Source organism: Sphingobacterium faecale, assembly GCF_016746095.1.
In the GTDB taxonomy this organism is placed as follows: domain Bacteria; phylum Bacteroidota; class Bacteroidia; order Sphingobacteriales; family Sphingobacteriaceae; genus Sphingobacterium; species Sphingobacterium faecale.
In genome coordinates this window covers 53,502-79,720 of record NZ_JAERTY010000013.1, presented here as the reverse complement: position 1 = coordinate 79,720, position 26,219 = coordinate 53,502, and the positions used below count along the sequence as shown (strand labels likewise).

At 41.2% G+C, this 26,219-nt stretch carries 20 protein-coding genes; 14 read left to right on the top strand and 6 right to left on the bottom strand.

The window, feature by feature from the left end:
- Positions 1 to 47: 47 nt before the first annotated feature.
- The 6 genes from JKG61_RS20650 to bglX all read left to right on the top strand — a co-directional run bounded on the left by JKG61_RS20650 (position 48) and on the right by bglX (position 12,878).
- A complete protein-coding gene (locus JKG61_RS20650; RefSeq protein WP_202104906.1) occupies positions 48 to 2,918 on the top strand; it encodes a triple tyrosine motif-containing protein in 2,871 nt (956 codons plus the stop codon).
- A gap of 267 nt (positions 2,919 to 3,185) precedes the next feature.
- A complete protein-coding gene (locus tag JKG61_RS20645) occupies positions 3,186 to 6,185 on the top strand; it encodes a SusC/RagA family TonB-linked outer membrane protein (protein WP_202104905.1) in 3,000 nt (999 codons plus the stop codon).
- A gap of 19 nt (positions 6,186 to 6,204) precedes the next feature.
- Positions 6,205 to 7,695, top strand: coding sequence for a RagB/SusD family nutrient uptake outer membrane protein (locus JKG61_RS20640; RefSeq protein ID WP_202104904.1), 1,491 nt, complete (start codon positions 6,205 to 6,207; stop codon positions 7,693 to 7,695).
- Between the two features lie 17 nt (positions 7,696 to 7,712).
- Positions 7,713 to 9,200, top strand: coding sequence for a DUF4886 domain-containing protein (locus JKG61_RS20635; RefSeq protein ID WP_202104903.1), 1,488 nt, complete (start codon positions 7,713 to 7,715; stop codon positions 9,198 to 9,200).
- Positions 9,201 to 9,312: 112 nt separating this feature from the next.
- Positions 9,313 to 10,578: a glucoamylase family protein gene (locus JKG61_RS20630; RefSeq protein ID WP_237249564.1), complete on the top strand. Its 1,266-nt coding sequence runs from the start codon at positions 9,313 to 9,315 to the stop codon at positions 10,576 to 10,578.
- A gap of 26 nt (positions 10,579 to 10,604) precedes the next feature.
- Positions 10,605 to 12,878, top strand: a complete 2,274-nt coding sequence (gene bglX / locus JKG61_RS20625) for a beta-glucosidase BglX (RefSeq protein WP_237249565.1) — start codon at positions 10,605 to 10,607, stop codon at positions 12,876 to 12,878.
- A gap of 47 nt (positions 12,879 to 12,925) precedes the next feature.
- Here the strand turns inward: bglX and JKG61_RS20620 are convergent, their stop codons facing one another.
- The 4 genes from JKG61_RS20620 to JKG61_RS20605 form a co-directional block, all read right to left on the bottom strand.
- The gene (locus JKG61_RS20620) at positions 12,926 to 13,147 is read right to left on the bottom strand and encodes a hypothetical protein (protein ID WP_202104901.1); all 222 of its coding nucleotides are present in this window, start codon (positions 13,145 to 13,147) and stop codon (positions 12,926 to 12,928) included.
- 3 nt (positions 13,148 to 13,150) lie between these two features.
- Complete coding sequence (locus JKG61_RS20615; RefSeq protein WP_202104900.1) at positions 13,151 to 14,155, bottom strand: SPFH domain-containing protein; 1,005 nt, start codon at positions 14,153 to 14,155, stop codon at positions 13,151 to 13,153.
- A gap of 3 nt (positions 14,156 to 14,158) precedes the next feature.
- Positions 14,159 to 15,532, bottom strand: a complete 1,374-nt coding sequence (locus JKG61_RS20610) for a hypothetical protein (RefSeq protein WP_202104899.1) — start codon at positions 15,530 to 15,532, stop codon at positions 14,159 to 14,161.
- A gap of 116 nt (positions 15,533 to 15,648) precedes the next feature.
- Positions 15,649 to 16,785, bottom strand: a complete 1,137-nt coding sequence (locus JKG61_RS20605; protein WP_202104898.1) for a lipase family protein — start codon at positions 16,783 to 16,785, stop codon at positions 15,649 to 15,651.
- 67 nt (positions 16,786 to 16,852) lie between these two features.
- Here JKG61_RS20605 and JKG61_RS20600 point away from each other — a divergent pair, with 67 nt between their 5' ends.
- From JKG61_RS20600 to JKG61_RS20580, 5 genes are all read left to right on the top strand, one after another.
- Positions 16,853 to 17,965 carry an MBL fold metallo-hydrolase gene (locus JKG61_RS20600; RefSeq protein ID WP_237249563.1) on the top strand — a complete coding sequence of 371 codons (1,113 nt, stop codon included), beginning with the start codon at positions 16,853 to 16,855 and terminating at the stop codon, positions 17,963 to 17,965.
- A gap of 96 nt (positions 17,966 to 18,061) precedes the next feature.
- Positions 18,062 to 18,649: a YceI family protein gene (locus JKG61_RS20595; RefSeq protein WP_202104897.1), complete on the top strand. Its 588-nt coding sequence runs from the start codon at positions 18,062 to 18,064 to the stop codon at positions 18,647 to 18,649.
- Between the two features lie 136 nt (positions 18,650 to 18,785).
- Complete coding sequence (locus JKG61_RS20590) at positions 18,786 to 19,343, top strand: helix-turn-helix domain-containing protein (protein ID WP_202104896.1); 558 nt, start codon at positions 18,786 to 18,788, stop codon at positions 19,341 to 19,343.
- 9 nt (positions 19,344 to 19,352) lie between these two features.
- Positions 19,353 to 21,542, top strand: coding sequence for an FUSC family membrane protein (locus JKG61_RS20585; RefSeq protein WP_202104895.1), 2,190 nt, complete (start codon positions 19,353 to 19,355; stop codon positions 21,540 to 21,542).
- Positions 21,526 to 22,500 (top strand): YpdA family putative bacillithiol disulfide reductase, encoded by a 975-nt coding sequence (locus tag JKG61_RS20580; RefSeq protein ID WP_202104894.1) that lies wholly within the window; start codon positions 21,526 to 21,528, stop codon positions 22,498 to 22,500. Before JKG61_RS20585 ends, JKG61_RS20580 begins: the two co-directional genes overlap by 17 nt.
- Here JKG61_RS20580 and JKG61_RS20575 read toward each other — a convergent pair.
- The gene (locus tag JKG61_RS20575; RefSeq protein ID WP_202104893.1) at positions 22,490 to 23,098 is read right to left on the bottom strand and encodes a TetR/AcrR family transcriptional regulator; all 609 of its coding nucleotides are present in this window, start codon (positions 23,096 to 23,098) and stop codon (positions 22,490 to 22,492) included. The two genes, JKG61_RS20580 and JKG61_RS20575, sit on opposite strands and share 11 nt — an antisense overlap.
- Positions 23,099 to 23,217: 119 nt before the next feature.
- Between JKG61_RS20575 and murB the strand changes: the two genes are divergently transcribed.
- From murB to JKG61_RS20560, 3 genes are all read left to right on the top strand, one after another.
- Positions 23,218 to 24,228: a UDP-N-acetylmuramate dehydrogenase gene (murB, locus tag JKG61_RS20570; RefSeq protein ID WP_202104892.1), complete on the top strand. Its 1,011-nt coding sequence runs from the start codon at positions 23,218 to 23,220 to the stop codon at positions 24,226 to 24,228.
- A gap of 269 nt (positions 24,229 to 24,497) precedes the next feature.
- Positions 24,498 to 25,007 (top strand): RNA polymerase sigma factor, encoded by a 510-nt coding sequence (locus JKG61_RS20565; RefSeq protein ID WP_202104891.1) that lies wholly within the window; start codon positions 24,498 to 24,500, stop codon positions 25,005 to 25,007.
- 18 nt (positions 25,008 to 25,025) lie between these two features.
- Complete coding sequence (locus JKG61_RS20560) at positions 25,026 to 25,274, top strand: cytochrome b5 domain-containing protein (RefSeq protein ID WP_202104890.1); 249 nt, start codon at positions 25,026 to 25,028, stop codon at positions 25,272 to 25,274.
- 27 nt (positions 25,275 to 25,301) lie between these two features.
- Here the strand turns inward: JKG61_RS20560 and JKG61_RS20555 are convergent, their stop codons facing one another.
- A complete protein-coding gene (locus tag JKG61_RS20555) occupies positions 25,302 to 26,219 on the bottom strand; it encodes a PfkB family carbohydrate kinase (protein WP_202104889.1) in 918 nt (305 codons plus the stop codon).

Below are 26,219 nucleotides of genomic sequence, written 5' to 3'. Positions count from 1 at the left end.
CAGTACCCTACATAAAAAGAAACAGAGTCTGGACCCGCATAGTTCATATGGAATGGGCTACATACATTTTTTGCTATTTCACTTTACTCTTTTGTGCAGCACCTCTCTTGGTACAGGCTCAAAATATTATTCGTGTAGGAAGCCCTTCTATTCAACAGTTCGACAAAACAGCCTATAAGGCCGGTAATCAAAACTGGAGCGCATCTGTAGACGACGAGGGTATACTCTATTTTGGCAATACTGATGGCCTACTTGTATTCGATGGTCAATACTGGAAATTGTATCCGTTGAAAAACAAATCGGCCGTACGCTCGGTCAAGGCAGATAAAAATGGAAAGATATATGTCGGTGGACATGCCGAATTTGGCTATTGGCAGCGAAAGCCTTATGGCCATATGGCTTATACCAGTATCTCAGGTTTGTTGGAAGACAAAAATATACTGGCCAATGATGAGATATGGAAAATCATCATTCGAGATGAAGCCGTATATTTCCACTCTTTCTCAAAGATTTACGTCTATAAAAACAATAAAATTAACACTATAACGGCCGACGGGGAACCATTTCTGTTCCCGCATCTGATCCAGGACAGGCTCTACCTCGAACAAATACCCTCGGGCCTGCATTTGCTCCAAGGACAAAAGCTAGTCCCGGTAAAAGATAAGGATATCTTAAAAAATAAAAATATACTTTGTATACTTCCCTATAATAATGACAGCTATTTACTGGGTACAGCCCATCATGGCTTATTCTTTTTAGACAAAAATGGATATATAAAAAAATGGGATATCAGTGCAGGTCATATATTAGCTAAAGCTCAGATAAATAATGGCATACTACTGGACAACGATCAGTATGCATTTGGAACAATACAGGACGGTGTATATATATTGAACAAACAGGGGGAAATTCTGCAGCATATCAACAAAAACAACGGACTACAAAACAACACTGTACTAAGTATTACTAAAGATAAGCAGAAAAATATATGGGTAGGCTTAGATAACGGGATAGATCGGATTGAAGTAAACTCGACCTTGTACTTTTACACCGATTTTTTAGGGAATATAGGAACTGTATATGCTACAGCTATTTTCAAAGGCCATATCTATCTAGGCACCAACCAAGGTTTGTTTGTAAGTCCCTGGAATGGGATCGATACTTTTCAGTCCTTAGATTTCAGACAGGTTTCTGCCTCAAGTGGGCAAGTGTGGTCCTTATCGGTAATCGGAGACAAGCTGCTCTGTGGACACAATGACGGGACCTTTGAAGTCGAGAATATGTCTTTCAAAAAGCTATCATCCGTAACAGGAGGCTGGTTTTTTGAGAAAATACCGAATTCAGACTTGATCCTACAGGGAAATTACACAGGAATCAGCCTTTTTCAAAAGCACCCTACAGTGTCGTTTGTACAACAATACCCGAGCCTTCGCGAACCGATACGTTTTATAGTCTCAAAAAATCAACAGAATTACTGGGTCGGCAACAGAAACAATATCAGTCTGATCGAACTTGCCTCCGACTTTAAAACATTTAAAACATTAATCCGGACCAAACACGACAGCTCTATAAACCGTATCGAACTAACTGGTGTCTTCAACCTAGAGGACAATATTGTATTCACTTCCGATTCGGGATTATATATCTATGACGATATTATTAAAAAATTTAAAACTCATGATGAATTGAACAAACAATTAGGTTCATTTCAGTATGCCAATAAAATAATCTCTACACAAAAAAATCAATATTGGTTTTTTAACCGCTCCCGTATCGCCAAAATTGCCTTCAAACAGAATGGTACAATAACGGTAGATTCTACCTCATTAAATGGTTTACAAAACCGTGTAATGGACTATTACGAAAATATATATACTATCGACAAGAATCACCTCTTAATTGGACTGGATAATGGATTTGCCATATATAAAGAAGGCTTACAAGAACAAGAAAAGCTCCCTCTCCCAATAATATCGGGTGTGTGGAACATATCGAAAGACCCCATACTAATCGATACGTCTGAGATTGTTGTCGATTATAAAAATAATAACCTTAGAATAGCTTTTTCAACACCATTCTATAGTACTGCGCCTCTCGAATATCAATATTTCCTTGAAGGTTATTCGGAAGATTGGTCCAGCTGGGATCATACAGCCTATAAAGACTTTACCAATCTGCCAGCTGGAAAATATGTCTTTCAGATAAGAGCGAAATCAGCTAATGGTGTACTATCACCAGTATCTACACTGGCATTTAAGATCAACAACCCCTGGTACCTCACTTGGTATGCCTTGATAATCTACATGATGACCGCAACTCTTTTGTTCGCGTTTATCCGGACACACCAACGCAAAAAAGAGCAAAAGCGTCAATTCCAAATCAAACGCAGGTTGTTAGAGCAACAAAAAGCAACAATAGCCAGAGAAGCTGAGCTTAACGAACAAAAACTCATTAAAATAAAAAATCAACAGTTAGAAAATGAGCTCGTTGTCAAAAACAGAGAACTGGCTAATGCCGCAACGAATATTGTTTACAAAAACGAAATGCTAAACAACCTGCACAACCAGCTGAAAGAACTGAAAGACGCTGAAGGAAATCGTTTGAGTGAAGAGGAATTACGTAAAATAAACAAGCTCATTGACGAAGCTCACAATGATGATCGCGATTGGGACATATTTGAAAAAAGCTTCAACGAAGCACATGGCAATTTCTTTAAAAAACTAAAAGCAGATTTTCCCACCTTGGTCCCTAATGATCTCAAACTTTGCGCCTATCTACGCCTAAATATGTCCAGTAAAGAAATCGCCTCGCTCTTGAATATTACAACACGGGGAGTAGAAATACGGCGCTACAGATTACGTAAAAAACTGAACATACCATCAGAAAAAAATTTAAGTGAGTTTTTATTGGAAAGGTAAACCTTCCAATCACTACATCATTACCTCTCATAACAAAAAGTGTCACAAGAACACTTAGCCTTATATCAAGAGAATCCCCAAACAAACACTAATCATCTAAAAAACAACGCATTAATATATACAAAAAGACTTGATGAGCAACTAATTATTGGGCTGTAGTAGTAATGTGAATTACAAATAATTGGATACATCGCAATACATCAGCAAATTTGAAATACAATAGACAATAACCAGTGCCTATTTATAAATCTTATTAAACCATATTATATGAGGAGTTTATCTATTCTTATTTTTCTGTCCTTAATATCCACAATTGCATGGGGACAGACTACGGTAAACGGGATTGTCAAAGACAGTAAATCTTTGGCGGTGATTCCCGGAGTTACTATCAATATCAAAGGAAAAGCCACTGCCACGCAGACGAACTCAAAAGGAGAATTTACAATTGAAGCGGATCCGTCGGAGAGCCTGCAGTTTGTGATACTTGGCTACACCTCCCAAACGGTACCTATCAATAAGAAAACTGTACTTGAGATATTTTTAGAAAGTGAAAATGAAGCCTTGGAAGAAGTTGTGGTTATTGGATATGGTACAGCAAATAAAAGAGACCTGACGGGGTCGATCGTCCAAGTAAAAGGTTCCGAAATTGTCGATCGCCCAGGTACTAACCCTATAGCCAGTCTACAGGGGAAGGTAGCCGGATTACAGGTAACCAATTCGGGTCGGCCTGGACAGGAACCTGATCTCCGCATACGCGGGACCAACTCGATCCACGGAGTAAAACCTCTGTATGTAGTTGATGGTTTATTAAATGATAACATCAATTTCCTAAACCCTGACGATGTAGAGAATATAGAGGTATTAAAGGATCCTTCTTCCTTGGCTATATTTGGGGTGCGAGGTGCTAATGGCGTAATAGCAATAACGACAAAACGTGCAAAAACCGGACAGCTCAATTTTGATTTCAGCTCGAGAATAGGATTCAAGGATGTATCACATCGTATGAAATTGACCGATGCTACGCAGTTTAAGGAGCTATATGAAGAACAGCGATTCAACCAGGGGGACTCGCCCTACGATTATACACACTGGAACGCAAATACAGACTGGCAAAACGAGATATTCAGGAAAGGTATACTTAATTACAATAATCTCAGCGTATCCAATGCTACCGACAGAAATTCTTTTCGCATGGGATTAGGCTACTCCTTGGATCAAGGTGTAATCAATCATGAGAAACATAGTCAGATCACCCTAAATTTAAGCAATGAAGTACGTGTCACTGACAATTTTAAGACCGGAGTCATTGTAAATGGTTATAGAGCCCAGCTACCACAGAACCGAGATGTATTCGGTGCCGTACTCGCTGCACCAATAGCTCCTGTATTCAATCAGGAATATGGCCTGTATCATACGATGCCGGCATTCCAACGCGCTCAGGTCGGTAACCCGTTGACCACTATAGAAGAACGGAAAAACACCTTTATAGGCCATAATTATCGTATAATAGGAAATTATTATGCGGAAGTGGAATTCCTAAAAAACTTTTCGTTCCGGACAAATCTTTCTGCCGATTATGGTTTCAATCAAACAAGAGGGTATGACGGTCTGGTTTCTGTCTATAATCCAGAAATCCAAGGCGACAATAAAGCAGAGCGTGTCGGCAATCTGCTTACAGCAGTCAACCAAGAACAGAACAAATATTACAAAATACAAACCGATTGGCTATTAAATTATAAAAACTCTTTCGATAAACATAATATACAGGCAACAGCGGGGTACACGACCTATATGAATGGCTTTGAAAATACAACTGCTAGGCGCACACAAGGGGACGGCTATGAGATACCCAATGAATCCAGATATTGGTATGTCGGTATAGGTGATGCTAAAACACATACTGGAAATGGCACCGGATGGGAGACAAGAACGATTTCTTACCTAGCCCGTGCTCTTTATAATTACGACGGTAAATATCTGCTAAATACCTCCTTCCGTAGGGATGGGAGTTCGGCTTTTGGTAGATATAAAAAACCATGGCAAAACTTCTATGCACTCGGCTTAGCGTGGGTAGTGACACAGGAAAATTTTATGCAGAACCAAAATGTAATAAATAACTTAAAAATAAAAGGATCCGTCGCTCATCTAGGCAATCAAGATGGCGGAAGTAACAAATATCCTATGTGGGCACCAATGGTTGCGGGCAATACGGCTGTATTCGGTAATCAGATCATACCGGCTTATGGCCCTGAATATATTCCTGATGATAAATTACATTGGGAAGTCGTTAAAGCTTGGGAGGCTGGTTTCGAACTTCGTACTTTTGACAATAGACTGGACATCGAAGCAGTATACTATAGCAAAAATACAGATGGTATATTGGTACGGGTACCGGGAATACTCGGCAGTCTACCCGGTCTTAGTAATCTGGGAAATATCCAGAATAAAGGTATAGAAGCATCAGTACGATGGAACCAAATACTTTCTGATGACTGGAAATTTGCAATTGGCGGTAATATAACGACCTTAAAAAACAAGGTAGTCAGTCTATCCAGTAAAGGTTACGATATTGTGGACGGACCATCACGTACTACGGAAGGATACCCTATAGGTTATTTCTGGGGTTATGTACATGACGGAATCTTCCAAACGCAAGCAGATGTCAATCAAAGCGCAAAAAATGGACTGGGAGGAGGTGATTTCAAACCCGGAGATATCCGCTATAAAGACCTTGATGGAGATGGAACCATTACGGCCAATGATCGTACCATGATCGGAAATCCAACTCCGGATTTATTTTATGGTCTATCGCTGTCGACATCGTATAAAAGATTCGATCTCAATATCGAATTCCAAGGTGTATATGGTAATGAAATAATGCGCACCTGGAATCAAAATCAATTTGCCACATACAATTTTTTGACCGACCGTATCAACAGATGGAACGGTGAGGGTACAAGCAACTGGGAACCGATCATACATGAAGGAAGAGCCAATAACCGTGTTTATTCTACATATTTTATAGAAGATGGCAGTTTCTTCAGACTGAGAGATGTGACCTTGGCCTATACCTTTCCACAAGAGACATTGGGTAAACTGCGTCTAAAGAATTTACGGCTCTTTGCGAATGCACAGAATATTTTTACTTTTTCAAATAATACCGGTTTTACCCCAGAAATCGGCGGTAGCGCAACTTCATTCGGCGTGGATAAAGGTACATATCCTATTCCCGCAATTTACACACTGGGCTTGAATCTCAATTTTTAACCTTTATAAGACCGATAAAATGAAAATAAAACAAACTATATATAAAGCTGCAGCCATTGCATTGTCTGCTGTAATACTAAGCAGTTGTGGAACAGATTGGTTAGATATCAAACCCAAAGGGAGATTCACGGAAGAAGACGTACCTGTGGGCTCCCTAGAAGGACAGGTATTTGCGGCTTACGCAGGACTGCGCAGCGAGGCCACAAGTGGCTTGCCTTATGTCGCGGTGCATAACATACGAGCGGATGATGCTCATCTAGGAAGCAACGATGGCGACTATGCCGCGGCAGGGCCCATATATGATGATTTTAAGTACCCCTTATCCCATTGGCTCACCAACAGTTACTGGACAGGACACTATCAGCTCATCAATCTGGCCAATAACGTAATCTCTACTGCCGACTCTATAAATAATCCAACGGCAGAAACGATGGCGAATATCGGTGAAGTGAAATTCTTACGCGCTTGGGCTTATTTCAATATGGTAAGAACTTTCGGTGAAGTTCCATTAATTGATTTCCGAATTACGGATCAGGCGTCCGCTAACAAACCGAAAGCTCCTATTGCTACGATCTATAAATTGATCGATGATGACTTAAAGTATGCGGCGACTGCCTTACCAGAAACTTGGCCTAAGCACCCTGGCAGAGTCACCAGGGGAGCGGCGTTAGCACTACAGACGAAAACGTTCATGGCACGCCAGCGCTATGCTGAAGCTTTGGCTGCCGCCACACAGGTCATCAACTCAGGAATATATGACTTAAGCACGCCATACAACATGATCTTTCGAGAAGAAAGTGAAAATAATAAGGAATCTATTTTTGAGATACAAGCTTTGGCTGATGGCGTTCAAAACTTTGGTGTAACCTATGCCAGTAGACAGGGGGTACGCGGATCGGGACAGTGGGATCTGGGATGGGGATGGAATATACCTCATCAAATACTGATCGATGCTTTTGAGCCGGGGGATCCGAGAAAGGAAACAACGGTACTATTTAGTGGGCAAACCAATACACCATATGGTGAAACACTCCCTAGCAATCTTCCGAGACCGTATTGGAATAAGAAAGTATATACCAATCCGGCACTGCGGGCCCAGTATGGCAGCCGCGCAGGCGCATGGTTCAATGTACGTATCATCCGTTATGCGGATATCGTACTACTCGCAGCTGAAGCAGCAAACGAGATCGGTGGAGAAAACAATATAAATAACGCATTGTCCTATCTAGAACTGGTGAGAGCACGCGCAAGAGGCAGCAACAACGCTATTCTACCAAAGGTGAACACACGCGACCAAGCTCAGCTAAGACAAGCCATCCGCCACGAAAGACAAGTCGAATTGGGAATGGAAAACGAAAGGTTCTATGATCTTGTACGCTGGGAGATAGATGTACAAACGTTACATGACGCAGGACATATAGGTTATCAGCTAAAAAACCGATTCTTTCCAATTCCACAGCCTGAAATCGACAAGTCTGCAGGTATTTTAATTCAAAACCCTAATTATTAACCGCTAGCATGTATACAATGATGAACATCAGAAAAATAGGAATCAAAATACTATGGAGCATCTTGATTCTGACTACCGGACTCTCTTCTTGCCAAAAAATGGAGCGACCAGAAATGAGCTATATTCCTGACCCTCCCGATGACGGCACTATAAGAATCTTGGCTATTGGAAATTCGTTTTCTGAAGATGCTGTAGAAAACTACCTGTATGATCTTGCAAAAGCAGAAGGCAAACAGGTAATCATCGGAAATCTTTTCATTGGCGATGCTTCACTCGCTCAACACGCGGAGAATATCGCAAAGAATGCTGCCGTATATAGCTATAGAAAAATAGATAAAGATGGAAAAAAAACAACCATAGCGAACCAAACAATCGCAAATACACTAGCCAACGAAAAGTGGACACATATCAGTTTCCAACAGGTAAGCTCCCAATCGGGCATGTACGACAGCTGGGCCGCTGACCTTAAGAAAGTATACAATTACGTAGCGCCCCGCGCAGGTCACCCTAACGTCAAATTCTTACTGCATCAAACCTGGGCCTATGCCAATAACTCAACACATACCGGATTTGATAATTATGGTAAAAATCAATTGACGATGTATAATGCGATTGTCGAAGCAGTGAACAAAGCAAAATCTCTCGTCCCTATAACTATGATTATACCAACGGGAACGGCCATACAAAACGGTAGAACATCAGTAGTGGAAGACAATTTCACGAGAGATGGCTATCACCTTGCTATTCCTTTAGGCCGATATACGGCTGCCTGCACCTGGTTTGAGGCTATTTTTGATAAATCCGTAGTCGGCAATAACTTCAAACCAGAAGGATTGTCTCCTTTTGAAATCAGCATTGCCCAAAATGCAGCACACATGGCTATTACCAATCCGGATAAGATCACTGAAATGACCGATTTTCAAGGTGGTACGAGCGGCCCGCTGAACAGTGCTGTATTATTAGACTTTGGTAATACAACGGCATCGCCAAAATGGAATCAGATCAACAATTTTCTAGCAGGTACCGCCATCAACCTCAAAGATAGCCTAGGTTCTTATGTGGGTATCAAACTGCTGATCAACGAACGTTTTAATGGTGTCAATAACGATGGTCCTGCAACAACCAGCACCAGCCTCGATATGCCTACTAATGTTTCCAAAAGTTCATATTTTGGGAATTCAAAAGCACCATTCAATAATATGACCATCATACAAAGCACTTTTGATATCACTGGACTGGATAAAAACAGGACTTACAATATTGCCTTTTTTGGATCCCGTGGTGGCGTGAATGATAATAGAGAAACCAAATATATCTGTAAAGGTGCAAACGAAGTGATCGTAAGATTAAATACCTCTAGCAATGCGGATAAAATAGTTACTGCCAATGCCATTATACCGGATACAGCTGGAAAAATCAAAGTAACAGTCACCGCTGGCGAAAACAACAACAATGGATCGGGATTCTATTATATAACAGCAGCCCGATTAAGTTCAAACAACTAAAACACCATACTATTTATCTAGTTTATTTTTTATGCGAATCAACTTATTTTTAATAATTGCCGTTACTTATCTCTCTGGATGCTCTGACAATACCGTAAAAACAGGAAATCACATGGCACCAGAATCATCTGAAGACTCTTTGTTAACTAAAATTCAGCAACAAACTTTTCAATATTTCTACCAAGGCGCTAACCCTAAATCTGGGTTAGCCCGTGAACGTATACATATCGATGGAGACTATCCATTAAATGATCAACAGGTGGTAACAACCGGTGGTAGTGGTTTTGGACTGATGGCTACAGTAGTGGCCATGGAGCGGGGGTTTATAACCAAAGAACAGGGAGAAGCTCAATTGAATAAAGCGATAAATTTTCTAGCCTCAGTCCCCCGCTTTCACGGGGCCTGGGCCCATTGGTACAATGGTGATTTAGGTACTGTAATGGCTTTTTCAGATAAAGATAATGGTGGCGATATCGTAGAAACTGCTTTTTTGGCACAAGGTCTCATTACAGTACGCGAATATCTAAAAGCGGGAGATGTGGCACAAAAATCTATTGCCGCCAAAGCAGACAGTCTATGGAAAGATATAGATTGGAATTTCTACACCAATCAAAAAAATGTACTTTATTGGCATTGGAGCCCAGATCATGGTTTTGGAATGAACCATGCTATTCAAGGATTTGACGAATGCCTTATCGCATATGTACTGGCAGCGGCATCTCCACAACATGCTATAACACCTCAGGTATACCACGAAGGCTGGGCTAGATCCGGCGCTATAAAAACGCCTACCAGTAAATATGAAATCCCTACTATCCTAAAACACAATTCCAAGGAAGGTCAGATCGGCCCTTTATTTTGGTCACATTACAGTTTTCTAGGTCTGAATCCTAAAGGTCTGACAGATAAGTACGCCGACTACGGAGAGGTGGTCACAAATCATACAAAAATAAATATCGCTTATGCCAATTCTAACCCGTCGGGTTATAAAGGATATGGAGCGGATAAAGGCTGGGGCTGGACTGCAAGTTACTCGATAAAAGGATACGATGCCCATCACCCAGACAACGATAGCGGAGTGATATCCCCTACCGCAGCACTTTCATCCATCCCCTACACACCAAAAGAGAGTATTGCATTTGCCCGCTATCTATTTGATCATCTTCAATCCAAAGTATGGGGTACTTATGGTTTTTATGATGCCTATAGCGAAACTGAAAACTGGTTTCCCAAACGCTATCTCGCTATTGACCAAGGACCTATTGTCATCATGATTGAAAACTACCGTTCAGGATTAATATGGGATCTTTTCATGCAAGCTCCTGAAGTGAAAGTCGGTTTAAAAAAACTTGGATTTGACAGCCCTTATTTGAAGTAATGAACATGATGTACAGAACTATCGTAATGGTACTGCTGAACAGCCTGCTACTGCCCGTCGTTTTAAAGGCACAGGAACAAAAAGCAGATAAATTTGTAGACGATCTGATGAAAAAGATGACCATCGACGAAAAGATAGGTCAACTGAACCTCGTAACTGCAGGGGAAACTATGACTGGTTCAGTTGTATCTACAGATGTAGAAACGAAAATCAAATCAGGCCAAATAGGTGGAATATTTAGCATGAGTACACCTACAAAAATACGTAAAACGCAAGAGCTAGCGATAAAATACTCCCGACTAAAGATCCCTCTTATATTTGGAATAGACGTGATACACGGTTACCGTACTATCTTCCCTATCCCCTTGGCGCTCGCGGCAAGCTGGGATATGCCCCTGATTGAAGAAACAGCACGTATCGCTGCCACTGAAGCCACAGCAGATGGTATTCAATGGGCATTTTCGCCTATGGTAGATATATCACGAGATCCTAGATGGGGTCGCATATCAGAAGGCTCCGGTGAAGATACTTATTTGGGAGCAAAAATCGCCACAGCTATGATCAATGGTCTACAGGGGGGAGATCTTTCTTCACATCATACAATGGCTGCCTGTGTCAAACATTTTGCACTTTACGGGGCCTCCGAGGCAGGTCGTGATTATAATAGCACTGATATGAGTCTACATAGAATGTATAACGAATACTTGCCTCCTTACAAAGCAGCGGTAGATGCAGGTGTTGCTAGCGTAATGACCTCATTCAACGATATAAATGGGATACCCGCGACTGCCAATCGATGGCTATTAACAGAAGTGCTTCGTAAACAATGGGGATTTGAAGGAATGGTTGTATCGGACTATACATCGGTCAACGAACTCATAGACCATGGACTGGGGGACCTACAGACGGTATCGGCATTGGCACTACAAGCTGGATTAGATATGGATATGGTAGGCGAAGGCTTTCTTCATACACTCAAGCATTCTTTACTCCAGAAAAAAGTAACGGAACAACGCATAAATGATGCCTGTAGAAATGTTTTAATGCTGAAATATAAACTAGGGCTATTTGAAGACCCATTTCGTTATTGCGATGAAAAACGAGCCAAACAACAACTATTTACAGAATCAAATCGGGCCAAATCCCGTGAAGCAGCCACAAAGACATTTGTCCTGCTTAAAAATGAAAATAAAGTGTTACCTTTACAGAAAAAGGGAACTGTCGCTGTTATAGGCCCCTTGGCAAATACTGGTGCCAATATGCCAGGCACCTGGAGTGTCAGCGCTGACCATGCTCAAACCCTATCGCTCGTCGACGGGATGAAGGAAGTCATGGGTGATCAGGTCCAGATACTCACCCACCTTGGTTCAAACCTTCTTACCGACCATGCTTATCAAGAAAGAGCAACTATGTTTGGTCGCACGATCCCTAGAGATGAACGACCCGAGGCAGAAATCATCGAGGAAGCACTAACTGTCGCCAAAGAGGCTGATGTCATCATCGCCGCACTCGGTGAATCGTCAGAGATGTCGGGAGAAAGCTCAAGCCGTACCGATCTTCAGATCCCAAAAACACAACAAAATCTACTGAAGGCACTCCTGAAAACAGACAAACCTGTAGTACTTGTATTATTTACCGGGAGACCCCTGACATTAACATGGGAACAGGAAAATGTACCCGCGATTCTCAACGTATGGTTTGGTGGCACGGAGACAGGCAAAGCAGTAGCTGATGTTTTATTTGGCGATATCAATCCATCCGGAAAAATCACGGCAACTTTTCCAAAGAATGTAGGACAGATCCCTTTGTATTATGCGCATAAAAATACTGGACGGCCACTGAGCAACGCTCCTTGGTTTCAAAAATTCAAATCCAACTACCTCGATGTAGACAACGCCCCTCTGTATCCTTTTGGCTATGGCCTTAGTTATACTAAATTTGACTATAGCGAAATAGTGTTGGATCGCCAAAGACTATCTCCGGATGGTGAAATAAAAGCGTCGGTCACCATCACCAATTCAGGAGAATATGATGGGGAGGAAGTTGTCCAACTCTATATTCAAGACGTCGTAGCTAGTATCACCAGACCGGTCAAGGAACTCAAAGGTTTTCAGAAAATATTTCTTAAAAAAGGTGCAAACCAAACGGTATCCTTCACATTGACCGAAGACGATTTGAAGTTTTATAATACTGATTTGAAATATACGACAGAACCTGGCGAATTTAAAGTATACATCGGCACAAACTCGGCCGATACGAAAACAGCTACTTTCACTCTAGATCCTAGGACGTTACACTGATAATCAACAATGAGGCCTATCCTGTTTTATATAGATAGGCCTCATTGTTAATCTTTCTTACCTACGTCGGTCTGGTTCTTCGGACGCGCATAGGCGGCGCTGAACACCATCGCTAGACCTGTGGCAATGAAAATAAAAACAAAAATGGAAATAGCCACTTTTGAAAGCTGTGTATAATCCACAACAACCCAGTTCCACATATAATTGAGCGAGACAAAGCCAACGACAAGTAAGGACACGATGAATAGAAATGTAATGATATGCTTCATGACCTACAGTTTATTTAAATATTCTTTCTTCTTCTGTTCAAACTCCTCTTGGGTAATGATGTTTTCATCCAACAAAAGCTTGAGCTTTCGCAACTGCTCCATCGGATCGACACCTACGGTAGGTTGCGTGACTTCGTCAATGGAATTGCTGAACACCTTACCCAGACTCATACCTGCACCGAGGCCGACCCCTGCTCCAGCAAGGCCGCCTTCATTTTTCGCAGCATCACGGAGGGCTCTCAATTTTTCAAGCTCCACATAGCTGAGTCCACCTTCAGAGGCAGCATGCCTGTCGGCCGTGATATCTGCAATCTTACCGATACGGGTCTGTGTCTCCTCATCAAACGAGTTGCCTTCGATCCTAAAGTCGCGGAGCACCAGGCCAAAGGTTTCAAAATCCTGTATAAGCCGATCTTTCATAATCGTAGACAACCGCGCAATCTCGGCATCGATCTTGGTATAAGGCATCTTTTCTTCTGCAAAACAAGAGGTCAGCACCTGTTGGATACGAGCCTGTATTGCCTCACGAAATGATTCGGTACTATAACGATCCTGTGAACCGACATATTCCGTAAAAAATCGCCCTGCATCGCCAAGACGGTATGAAAAATTACCAAAGGCCGATAACTGGATAGGAATCTTATAGTAGTCGTCCATATATTTGATGGGTGAGGATGTACCCCAGCCCTGATTAACGACCTCTGCCTTGCGGTAGAAGTAAAGGCCCATCTTATGTTCGCTCTCAAACAGCTGAGCAACCTTGAGCAATGACGTAATAAAGGGATGATTGTCTGTACGGATATTGTAAACGCCCTCGCTATCGATCACATCGGTAATCTTGCCTTCATACACCAGGACACATCCTTGCCCTGGAGCAATAATCAATTTACTCGCGTTTTTTATTTCATCTGTCACTGCAGGATATTTCCACACCAACAATCCTGGAGCCTGAGGCTGCCATTCGATGACTGTAGCGACTTGTTTTTTGAAAAAATTGAATAATCCCATCTTTTACTTTTTAAATAATTCGTCCTTATTTATATCTTTTACAATTGTCCCATCGTTGCCCATAATGATCAGATGATTGGTACGGGCCGTAGAAGCTCTATCATAATAGGCAAATACAAGACCGCCGGCATAACCGTACATATCTGTATCGAAAGAATAGCTATCACTCGCTGGCGTATAGTTCCACACAATCTTGCCCGTCTCTGTATCTATCTTCTGCAGGTACCTATTACCCTCGGGATTCGCATTGGGCAGTCCGGAGATATACACATTGGCACTATCCTGATATTCGATCTTGGCTTCAAAATACAAACGGTCAGGAGTAAGATCTACGAATTTATTAATCCGTGATTCTTTAAACAGTTTCTTTGTATAAGGAAATGAACCATAATAAACACCCGATTTCTTGGGATAATCATATACCTTTTCCCATACAACCTGATAAGAGTACGGCAGCATGATCGGATAACCTGGGTTGTGCTGATACCAATATTTGACCAATTGTATTTTTTCGTCTGGATAGTCCCTGCTCTTCTCCGAAAGGGCATAACGTATCAAAGGCTTTGCTCCTGGCAATAAAGATGACATACCTATACCTGCATTACGACGTTCGGAATGATCTTTATAGATTTTACGGACCAAAGGGTAATAATAATATTCTTTACCATCATTGGTCATGATCCGGAATCCATCACCTTCTACCTCCTGCATAAATTTTAATGTAGCAATCCCAGATGCAAACTCGGGCACCCCTGCAAAAAACGTCTCGGTTACATCTACGACTTCATTCTTTGCCGGGTCGACCTTGAGCACCTTATTACTTTTATCAGCACAGATATAAAGAACACCATCAGCGAAAGTTCGACTCTGTATATAAAAGTCTTCTTTCCACCTCAGCAATAGGATATCGTTGACAATTTTTTCCTTCACCGGATCATAGAAACGAGCAAAATACTCGGCATTCTCTCTATCAAAGCTATCCTTACCACGGGCCACGACAAAGAGCAACATTGGATTGCTGCTGTTATAAGCCGTAAAAGCCAAGTATCCCTTGATTCGCTCGACATAGGATTTTTCTTTGGTTGATATGGCTGAATAAACAGCCGTCGATGTACTATTACTACTTCCACAGTTTCGGATAATGCTCGCAAAAAAAAGAAGCAACAGAAAACCTGCCAAACCTAATATTATTATACGTTTGACTTTGGGGTCAAGGCCATTATCTCCGTACTGATGTCTGATATTAACGTTGATATCGTCGTTGTCCAAAAAATATTCGGTACCGCAATGGTTACAGATATAATGGTCCTCTTTAACATTCTGCTTCTTTACACTACCACATTGTGGACATTTTAATGCCTTTATTTGTTTTGCCATGCTCGCTATAACGTATTATGGGATTAAAATTAAAGAAGTCTGATAAGAACGACAAATCGCTTTACAATACGTGCTCTGTATTACGAATAATAAAAGTTATTTAAAAAACTGACTCTTTACTTCTCATAGGTTTGCTTGAGCAGGTAATAGTACGCAACCGTCGAGTGATGTAGCATGATCTTAGTCTTATCCTTGCTATAATCAAATTTTTCAAAATAACCACTATCTGGGTATAACACCACCTGCTTGCCGGTACGTACATACTCGTTGCTATTGACAAAATCAGGGATTACGAAATCGGGATAGTATTTCTTGATCTGCTTGCCCGTAAACTTGCCCAAGTATTTTTGATAACGGTCTACCGCTTTTTGCGATGGGTTTGTCATCTTCTTATAAAGTGAGTTAAAAAACAAACGTTTGAAAAAGTTCTGTTTTTTGAGCGTAACACGTAGAGCGGGCACGGGGTTGACGTCGGGCAGATCCGCAATAGTCTGCACCGTAAAAGGAGACTGTGGCACCCAATCTTCGGTATTAACCACATGTTGTGACCAGCCCTCTCCTACGCTATGCTCATAGTCGTAAGCGAAATAAAGGTTGCCGGGCTTGGGACTTGCGCTGGTATATACCTTGATACGCATATCTGCCGGTAGCTTACCTGCTTTTTGCATTTGCAATAGATAAGCACTCATAATATAGGTGATGCCTCCCCCCTGACTATGCCCGGACAGGATAAAATCCCTTACACCGGCCTGATAACAAGAATCCATCTTGGGCAACACATCACGAAGCAGGAAAGCCGAACTGAAAACGTAACCTGCATGTACCGCTGCGCGGGGGTGCTCCGCCAAAGAATAGTCAAATTCAAAATCCTTCTCGATATGCAGAACTCCTTTGGCAGGAATCTGTGCAGCAAATAGATTCGCCAGCCAGCTCTCGCCTTCTCTGGTGGATCCGCGGGTGCAAATAACCGCAACACGCTCGTCCATAAGCCACAACTGCCAATGATTGACCAGACCGAACTCACCGCTTTTATAAAGCAACCTGGAGCGCGCCGGTGGCGGAATATATTGGGCCATCTGTGGACTCTCCGAAAAACGTGAATTAACAGCTAAAATTTCAGCAAATTCATCTGGGTCAAAGCCTCGTTGCAGGACTTGAGAAGAAGCACTCAAAAAGAAAAAGAAAACAAAGGAAAAACCGAGAATACTCCGTTTCCAAATGGCAGGTAACGTCATGGGTATAGTATATATCATATGTAGCTTGTTAAAGTTATGACTTTTAGATTAGAATATTTCACATAACTTTAGATATTAAGAAGAGATGATAAAGTTTTTAAAACGAAGTATGCAGGTAATCCTAGCCCTCATTGTACTGTTTGTTCTGGCGACACTATTGTACATGCAACATGATAGATTTGGAAAAAAAGCCAACGGTTCCCGCTTGGCGCTGATGGAAAGCAAACCTAATTATAAAGATGGGGCTTTTGATAACCTAGAGGACACGCCCGCACTTGCCGAAGGAACGAGTTACTCAAAAATGCTCCATGAATTCTTCTTTGCGAAAAAAGTAAAGAACATCCCCAAAGACCTGATTCCTGTAGAAAAAAACAACCTTCATAACTTACCTATAGACAGTAATCTCTATGTATGGTTTGGACACTCTTCTTATTATATCCAACTGGATGGAAAAAAAATATTGGTGGATCCGGTATTCAGCAAATATGCTACACCAGTCCGGGTGAGTGTACGTGCCTTTGAGAGTGAATACAATTATCAGGTAGACGACCTACCAGAGATCGATATCCTTTTTATCACACACGATCACTGGGATCACCTGGACTATAACACCTTTATGAAGCTCAAGGACAAGGTCAAACATATCGTAACGGGACTAGGTGTAGGTGCACATCTAGAAAAATGGGGATATCCCGCAGGACAGATCACAGAACTCTATTGGGGAGAGCATGCAGAAATTGATGGATTCCAGATCCACTCGACCACCGCAAGGCATTTTTCAGGACGTACCTTCAAGCGAAACACAACGTTGTGGTCTTCATTTGTGCTCAAAGGCTCTAAACGGATATTTATAGGAGGTGATAGTGGTTATGGCAAGCACTTTAAAGAGATCGGTAATGCGCATGGTCCATTTGACTTTGCCATCCTAGAAAATGGACAGTACAATGCGATGTGGAAATATATACATATGATGCCCGAGGAGGTGATTACTGCAACGCAAGATCTACAGGCCCACTACCTGATCCCGGTACATTCGGCCAAGTTCCCCTTGGCCAACCATGCCTGGGATGAACCCCTAAAACGTGTGACCGAAGCGGCCAATGCACAACAGGTAGCTGTCATCACTCCCAAAATAGGTCAAATTGTGTCTTTAGAGCAGTATAAGTCCTATCCACATTGGTGGGAAGGACTCGAATAAAAACTTATCCTGTTTTTTTTTGTTTATTAATGTAGATTAAGTTTCGTACCAAAAACTTCATCGACCTTTGCAGTGTACAAACAAAAACAAGAGAATATGAAAACTGTATTAAATGTATTTATTGCATTCGTCCTTTTTACGAATATCAGCTTTGCACAAGTAGGCTGGACTATAGACCCTGCACATACCAACGCTAGATTTGAGGTCAAACACCTAGGAATAGCGATTGTAGACGGTGCTTTTACGAAATTGGAAGGTAACGTAGAAACTGCTACCGCAACAGATTTTGATAAAGCAAAAGTAAACTTTACAATCGATGTCAACAGTATCAATACACGTGTGCAGATGCGTGATGACCACCTCAAAAGCGATGATTTTTTCAATGCTGAAAAATACCCGAACATGACACTGGGCAATGCCACGCTGAATAAAGCAAAAGGTGGTTTTATACTAACGGGGGATCTTACTATCCGGGACGTAACTAAAAAAGTAACTTTCCAGGTCAAACAAAACGGTGGCATTATTACAGACCCTTGGGGTAAAACCCGTGCTGGCTTTACTGCTACAACATCGATAAATCGTTTCGACTATAACATCAAATATAACGACAAGTTGCCTACAGGCATAGACGCTGTCGCGCCAACGGTAGAAATCATTGTTTATGTAGAGGCTGTTAAAAATTAAAAGACAGCCGGAAAAATCTGAAAGAACATATTTTTTAATAAATTGCCTTTATATGCAAGCCTTCTGTATTGCATATAAAGGCAATTATCGTTAAGTTTATCCTCGAAAAACAAGTAAAAAAATAGAAGAGCTGCATATGGAATTAGCTGTTAAGAATATGGTATGTAAACGTTGTATTTCTGCTGTAGAGGGTATCCTCCAACAGCTGGAGATCCCATTTTCAGACGTGCAGCTAGGAATAATACAGCTATCGTCACCTATAGGCGACGAGCAGAAAAAAAAAATACGCAATGCGCTCGAGGATATAGGCTTTGAATTAATTGAAGATCCCAAAGGTAACCTTGCTAAACAGGTAAAAATGTTGTTGATTGAATCCGTAAGTATAACCAATGCGGATCCAATCAAACTATCGGCTTACCTCAGTGAAAATCTGGGTACCAACTATCATACGATAAGCTCCATCTTCTCCCAACAGGAAGGAATCACTATAGAGAAATATTACATACAGCTAAAAATAGAAAAAGCAAAGGAATTATTATCCTATAATGAGCTATCCCTGAAAGAAATAGCCTATAGTCTCAACTACAGTAGTGTGGCACATCTCAGCAAACAGTTCAAGGAAATAGTGGGGGTATCTGCTACGACATTCCGGGCAGAAAAACGTTCGGACAGAAAACATCTAGACCAGCTTTAGTCAACCCATATGAAGAAAACGGAAGAGATAACCAGTTTTTTTTACAGCCAATACTTCGCTGAAGGATTGCGAATCACTATGGGAACCATTATCCCTGTGGTAATATGTGCATTCTTCGGCGAGTTTAAAACAGGCACCTTGATCTCCTTGGGTGCTCTGATCGTTGGGCTATCGGATACACCCGGAGCACCTCGTCACCGGAAATTTGGCATGGTATACTGCACGATTCTAGGCGCTGTAACCATTGCTATTACGGCACTATGCAACAGCTCGCTGATATTGATGACCACGGTAATCGCTACTCTGGCATTTTTGTTTTCGATGTTGGCCGTGTTCAATGCCCGGGCAGCAACTATTGGCACAATGTGTCTTTTGGTCATGCTCATCAATGTGGATGGAAGATACGGGGCTGCGCAGGAATTTATCTATCTGCTCTACTTTTTGATCGGTGCAGCTTGGTACATGATCATCAGTTTTTCGATTATGCAGGTGAGGCCGTACCGATTGGCACAACAGGAACTCTCAGAGACCATACTCCAGGTCGCAGAATACCTGCGTCTGAAAGCAAATTTTTATGACACCAAAGTAGACGTGGATGAAAACTATATCAAACTCATAGAAAGCCAGATAGCAGTAAACTCACATCAGGAAAATTTGAGAGATATTCTATTTAGGAGCAAACGTTCAATAAAAGATACGACCAAAGAGGGTCGTTTTCTATCTCTTATATTCAACGACGTCATAGACCTCTTCGAGCAGAGTATGACGACCCACTATGACTATGATAAGGTGAGAATCAACTATGGCCCGTCCGGTATACTGGACGATATCAAAGCGGTCATACTCAAAGCTACACATGAACTGGATAACATTGCTTACAAAATCAATGCAAACCGTGTCCCTAAGCCGATATATGATCTAGAAGCGGAAATCGACAAACTAAGGGTATCGGTAGATGAGTTTGATAAATCGTCCGAGCAGAGCGCCATACCTCTAAAAAAAATATTGATCAATATACGCTCCATCACCAAGCATATCCGCGATATATATAACTATGGTCAATTTAAGGCCGTCCACGTAGAAAAGGAAGAGATACAACATAGCCGTAAATTCTTACGTAACGAAGCATTAAATTGGGAAAAGTTCAGAGATAACCTTAGCTTAAACTCGAGCAATTTTAGACATGCACTACGGATGTCGATTATGCTATCGGGGACCTACCTTACCCTCAACCTCCTACATTACCCCAAATTTGGTACGTATTGGATATTACTCACAATCTTGGTTATATTAAAGCCAGGATTTGGGCTTACAAAAGAGCGAAATGTACAACGTCTGATAGGAACCGTTATCGGTGGGATCATCGGTGGGATCGTACTGGTGACGATACCGGATCTTACGGCAAGGTTTATTATTTTGATCATCTTTTTCTTAATAGCCTATAGCTTATTCCGTGTAAACTATATTATGGCTGTCATCTTTATGACTCCCTATGTACTGATCATGCTCAGTTTTACCGGTGTCAACACCCTCGAGATGGCCCAAGAACGGATACTGGATACTTTCCTTGGAGGTTCCTTGGCTTTCCTCTCCAGCTATATCATCTTCCCGAACTGGGAAAGTTTTCAGATACGTGCCAGTATACGCAGTCTGCTGATTGCTAACTACCACTATCTGGCACAAGCTATACGCATTCTATCGGACGATATGGACGATATCACTTCGTATAAGCTAGCACGTAAAGAGGTATATATCGCATCCGCCAATATGGGATCGACATTCCAACGATTATTGACTGAACCCAAATGGAGACAGAACGTAACAAAGGAGGTCAACAGATTTGTCATACTGAACCATGTCTTTTCTTCATATACAGCCACGTTATTGACTCATCTTCAAGATGCCGACAACCACCACTTTAATAATGCCCATTTAAGACAATTATATAAGGCACTAGGAAATCTAGAAAAAACAATCATCAGTGTCAGTACCGATGAGGATAGCTTTTTCCAACCATTTAAAGGGATGGAACGATTAGAAACCCAGGAAACTGACAGTGAAGACGCCAGACTTATAACAGAGCAATTACAGTTCTTGTTAAAGATATCTGCAGATCTTCAGAAAATAACTACCGAACTCGCGAATAAGAGCGAAGATTTCGAACGCATAAAACTACCTGCAAATGGAGAAATTGTATGATGTCCTGATCATAGGTGCGGGTCCAATAGGACTGGCCTGTGGTATCGCGGCCAAGAGAGAGAATATGGAATACCTAATCCTCGAAAAAGGATGCCTAGTCAACTCGCTATATCACTATCCGGTCAACATGACTTTCTTCTCCACCGCCGAGAAACTGGAAATAGGTGGTATTCCATTTGTATCCATCAACCCTAAACCTAAACGCGCAGAAGCACTGGAATACTACAGAAGAGCATATATTAAATTTGACCTGAATATCCGTTTATTTGAAGAGGTAACAACCTGTAAAAAAGAAGGAAAAATTTTTACGGTACACTCATCCAAAGGAACTTACAAGGCTAAAAACATCATAATAGCTACCGGTTTTTATGATATTCCAATGCGCTTGGGTGTACCTGGAGAGAATCTCGCTAAAGTAAGTCACTATTACAAAGATCCTCATTATTATGCAGGCCAAAACGTGGTAGTGGTAGGAGCCAGCAATTCATCTATCGATGCTGCACTAGAAACATATAGAAAAGGAGCTAAAGTAACACTGGTCATACGTGGAAGCGAGATTAGCCATAGAGTAAAATATTGGGTAAGGCCGGATATAGAAAACCGCATTGCTGCAGGAGAAATCGACGTGCGCTATAATAGTCAGTTAACTAAGATCGAGGAACAACAGGTACATATCATTGGCCCCGAGAGATCTGAAATCATTCCAAACGACTTTGTACTAGCGCTTACAGGATACCGTCCCGATTTTGAACTATTGCATAAGTTAGGGGTTGAGATACCAAAAGAATTCCCCATGATCCCCACTCACAAGCCGGACACTATGGAAAGCAATATAACGGGAATGTACCTCGCTGGCGTTGTATGCGGTGGGTTAAATACCCATTTATGGTTTATTGAAAATTCAAGAGTACATGCTGATATAATCGTTGCTGATATACGTAGAAAAACTACACTTTGAGTCCCCGGATAAAAATAGCAGACATTTTCTTTTGCATAGCAAGAATCGCATCAAACTCCTCTTTATCAGGAATAAAGCTACTTTTCAAATCTTTCACTACAACCAATCGCATACCCATACATGAAAATAAGAAAATTTTAGAAATTTCCTCTAAGTCAACATCCATCAGTTCGCCCCGCTCTACCCCTCTTTGAAATACACTCTTGATTATCCCTTTCTGGTTTTCGAAAGAATCAATCAAAAGTTGATCTAACTCGGTCGATAGATCCTTACGCATTAAGACGGTATATTCAAGGATGTAATAATATTTCTTCACGAATTCCATTCGCTTTTCCAATACAATAACAATCGCTTCGGAAACTGAAATGACAGATTTTAATGATTCGGCGATATCTTCCTCTAATTCTTCAACCACGTGTTCAAGAACGGCGGCATAGAGACTGTTTTTATCAGGAAAATAATAATATAAAAGAGCTTTAGAAAAGGAGAGATCCTTAGCAATCTCGGCCATTGTTGTTTTGGCCATACCATAGTGTGCAAATCTTCGCTTGGCCGTCTCTAAAATTTTCAATCGCTTTTCATCCGCATTTTTCGGCATATTCGAAATAAAATAAGTTTGTTCAAATAGTTTGCTTTATTGCTATCTTTACGCAACAAAACGATTAAAGGTAGTACTTTAATCTGAATTTTTAAAAGCAAAAGTCAAATCGATACTCCGTGGACGTATTAAGCAATATCTCTTTAAAAAATTTCAACACCTTTGGTGTCTCCTGTGCTGCAAAAAAATTTATCGAAGTGCGGGACGAAAAAACACTCACGGAATTATATAGTAAAGGATATTTTCAGCAAAAATTCTTCATATTGGGAGGTGGCAGCAATGTACTCTTCACTAAGGACTTCGAAGGTACCATCATTAAAATTGCTAATAGAGGAATACAGCATTTCATAGAAGGATCCAATATATTTGTAACCGCAGCGGGGGGGGAAGTATGGAATGACCTGGTGTGGTACTGTATCAACCATGACTTTCCGGGCCTTGAAAACTTAGCGCTCATACCGGGCACTGTTGGAGCCTCTCCGGTGCAAAACATAGGCGCCTATGGCACAGAGCTGATGCATATATTTTACAGCTGCCGGGCGTTCGATACACGTACGGGTGAATTCAGAACTTTCACTAATAAAGAATGTGCTTTTACCTATCGGGACAGCATCTTCAAAAGCAAATACAAAGGGAGGTTTATCATACTTTCTGTCACATATAAATTAAGTCTCAATACTCCTATCAATACCAGCTATGGTGCTATAGAAACGGAATTGGAGAAAAGAGGAATCACTACTCCAACCATAAAAAATATCGCAGAGGTCGTATCTTATATCCGCGTAGAAAAACTCCCCGATCCTACCACCATAGGAAATGCGGGCAGTTTTTTTAAGAATCCGATAATCCCACACGACCAAATCGAAACTCTGTGTGCCATGTACCCCACCTTGGTCTTCTACCCACTAGAAAATAACGAGTCTAAAGTAGCAGCTGGATGGCTGATAGAGCAAGCGGGATGGAAAGGAAAAGAAATCGGTCAAGTCGCAATATGGAAAAATCAAGCTTTGGTTCTGACCAACAAAGGACAGGCTACGGGGTCTGAGATTTTTGAGGTATCTACACAGATCATAGATACTGTATTTCAGAAGTTTGGCATCAAACTCGAAAGAGAGGTAAATATTTTATAAAAAGTTTTCCACACTTCTTAATAACTTATTAAAACAAATTTAGAGAAATATGCTTTAGAACAATCCTAAAGCTCATTTTTAATAAAATTTACCCTATAATAACAAAAATTTAATATTTCTCAATAAAAACTAGCACAATCTTTGCTATCTATTTATCAGAACTTCAGTTCAATTAATAAACTGAGAGAGACTGGTATATTTTCTGTACCTGGGGAGGGGAGCCATTGTTTGAAAAACAAACTATTGTATAACGAATAAAAACTACCGCTATGAACAGAATGGAATTTAACAACCTTGTGACTCAGCATTCGATTTCGTTAAAGTCTTATGCCCGAAACTTCACTAAAGATCAGGATGATGCAAATGACTTAGTACAAGACACGCTGGTAAAAGCTATCACCTATTTTAAAAATTTCAGAGATGGAACAAATCTCAAAGGGTGGCTCTACACCATCATGAAAAACACATTTATAAATAACTATCGTAGAATTACTAAAACCAATACATTCATCACAAAAGAAGAAGATCTCTCTCCATCGAATCTCTTCATTTCGGCAGCACTCAATAATGGCGAAAACAAATTCATAATGGAGGACATTAATACCGCACTAACAACGCTCACGGAAGACTATTATACACCATTTACTATGTATTTCGAGGGCTACAAGTACCATGAAATAGCTGAACACCTAGATATACCGATAGGTACCGTAAAGACCCGGATACATGTGGCCCGTAAGATGATGAAAAAATCGCTATCTGCTTACAAATTCAATTGATATCTGTAGTTTTGTGCCATGATAACGAATGGCACTGATCTACCCTGCTACACCAAAGCACAACTGGCTTTACGTAATGGCCAAGACAAACCTGCTATATGGGTCGCCTACAGAGGACTAATATATGATGTATCTATGAGCAGGCTATGGAAAAATGGAATGCATTACGAACATTGGGCCGGACAGGATCTGACCGAAGAACTGACTGATGCCCCGCACAGCTCGAGTGTATTTCAACGTTTCGAAGTGGTAGGAAAACTTCTTTAAAAATATAAATGGTGGATAAGCGAATTTCTATTCGCTTATCTCAAACCTTGAAAGCGCAATAAACTGCTGTATACGCAGAGTAATCTCTTCATAAGTTAACGTCTCCAAACGCTGAGTACCAAACCGCTCTACACAAAAAGAAGCCATCGCAGATCCATAAATAACAGCATTTTTCATATTTGAAAAATTGACAGTCTTAACACGCGCTAGATATCCTGCAAAACCTCCGGCGAAAGCATCACCTGCTCCTGTTGGGTCAAAGACCTCAGCCAACGGCAAGGCAGGAGCTGAAAAAACCTGTCCTTCACCAAAAAGCAAGGCGCCATGTTCACCTTTCTTAATAATTAAATACCGTGGTCCCATTTCTAATATTCGATCAGCCGCCTTAACCAAAGAATATTCACGAGATAGCTGCCTCGCTTCCGCATCATTGATAGTTAATACATCCACCCTTTTAAGAACCGTTTTCAAATCGTCCAAAGCAGTATTCATCCAATAGTTCATGGTATCTAGTACAACTAGTTTAGGTTTATTATGCAGACGGTCTAAGGTATCTATTTGCACCTGAGGTGTGAGATTCCCCAGCAGTAAATAGTCACAGTCTTGATAAGAAACAGGGATCTTGGGGTCAAAATCAGCCAAAACATTCAGATCTGTAGCTAAAGTATCCCGACTATTCATATCATTGTGATATTTGCCCGACCAAAAGAAAGTCTGACCACCCCGAATAACTTCCACTCCTGTAGTATCGATATGACGGCGATTTAGAATCGCTATATTATCACCGAAATCTTCACCAATAACACTAATCAGCTTCACGTTATCATATAAAAAAGAGGCTGCCAACCCTGCAAAGGTCGCTGCTCCACCAACAATCTTATCTGTTTCTCCAAAAGGTGTTTTGATAGCATCGAATGCTATGGTACCTACAATAACTAAGCTCAT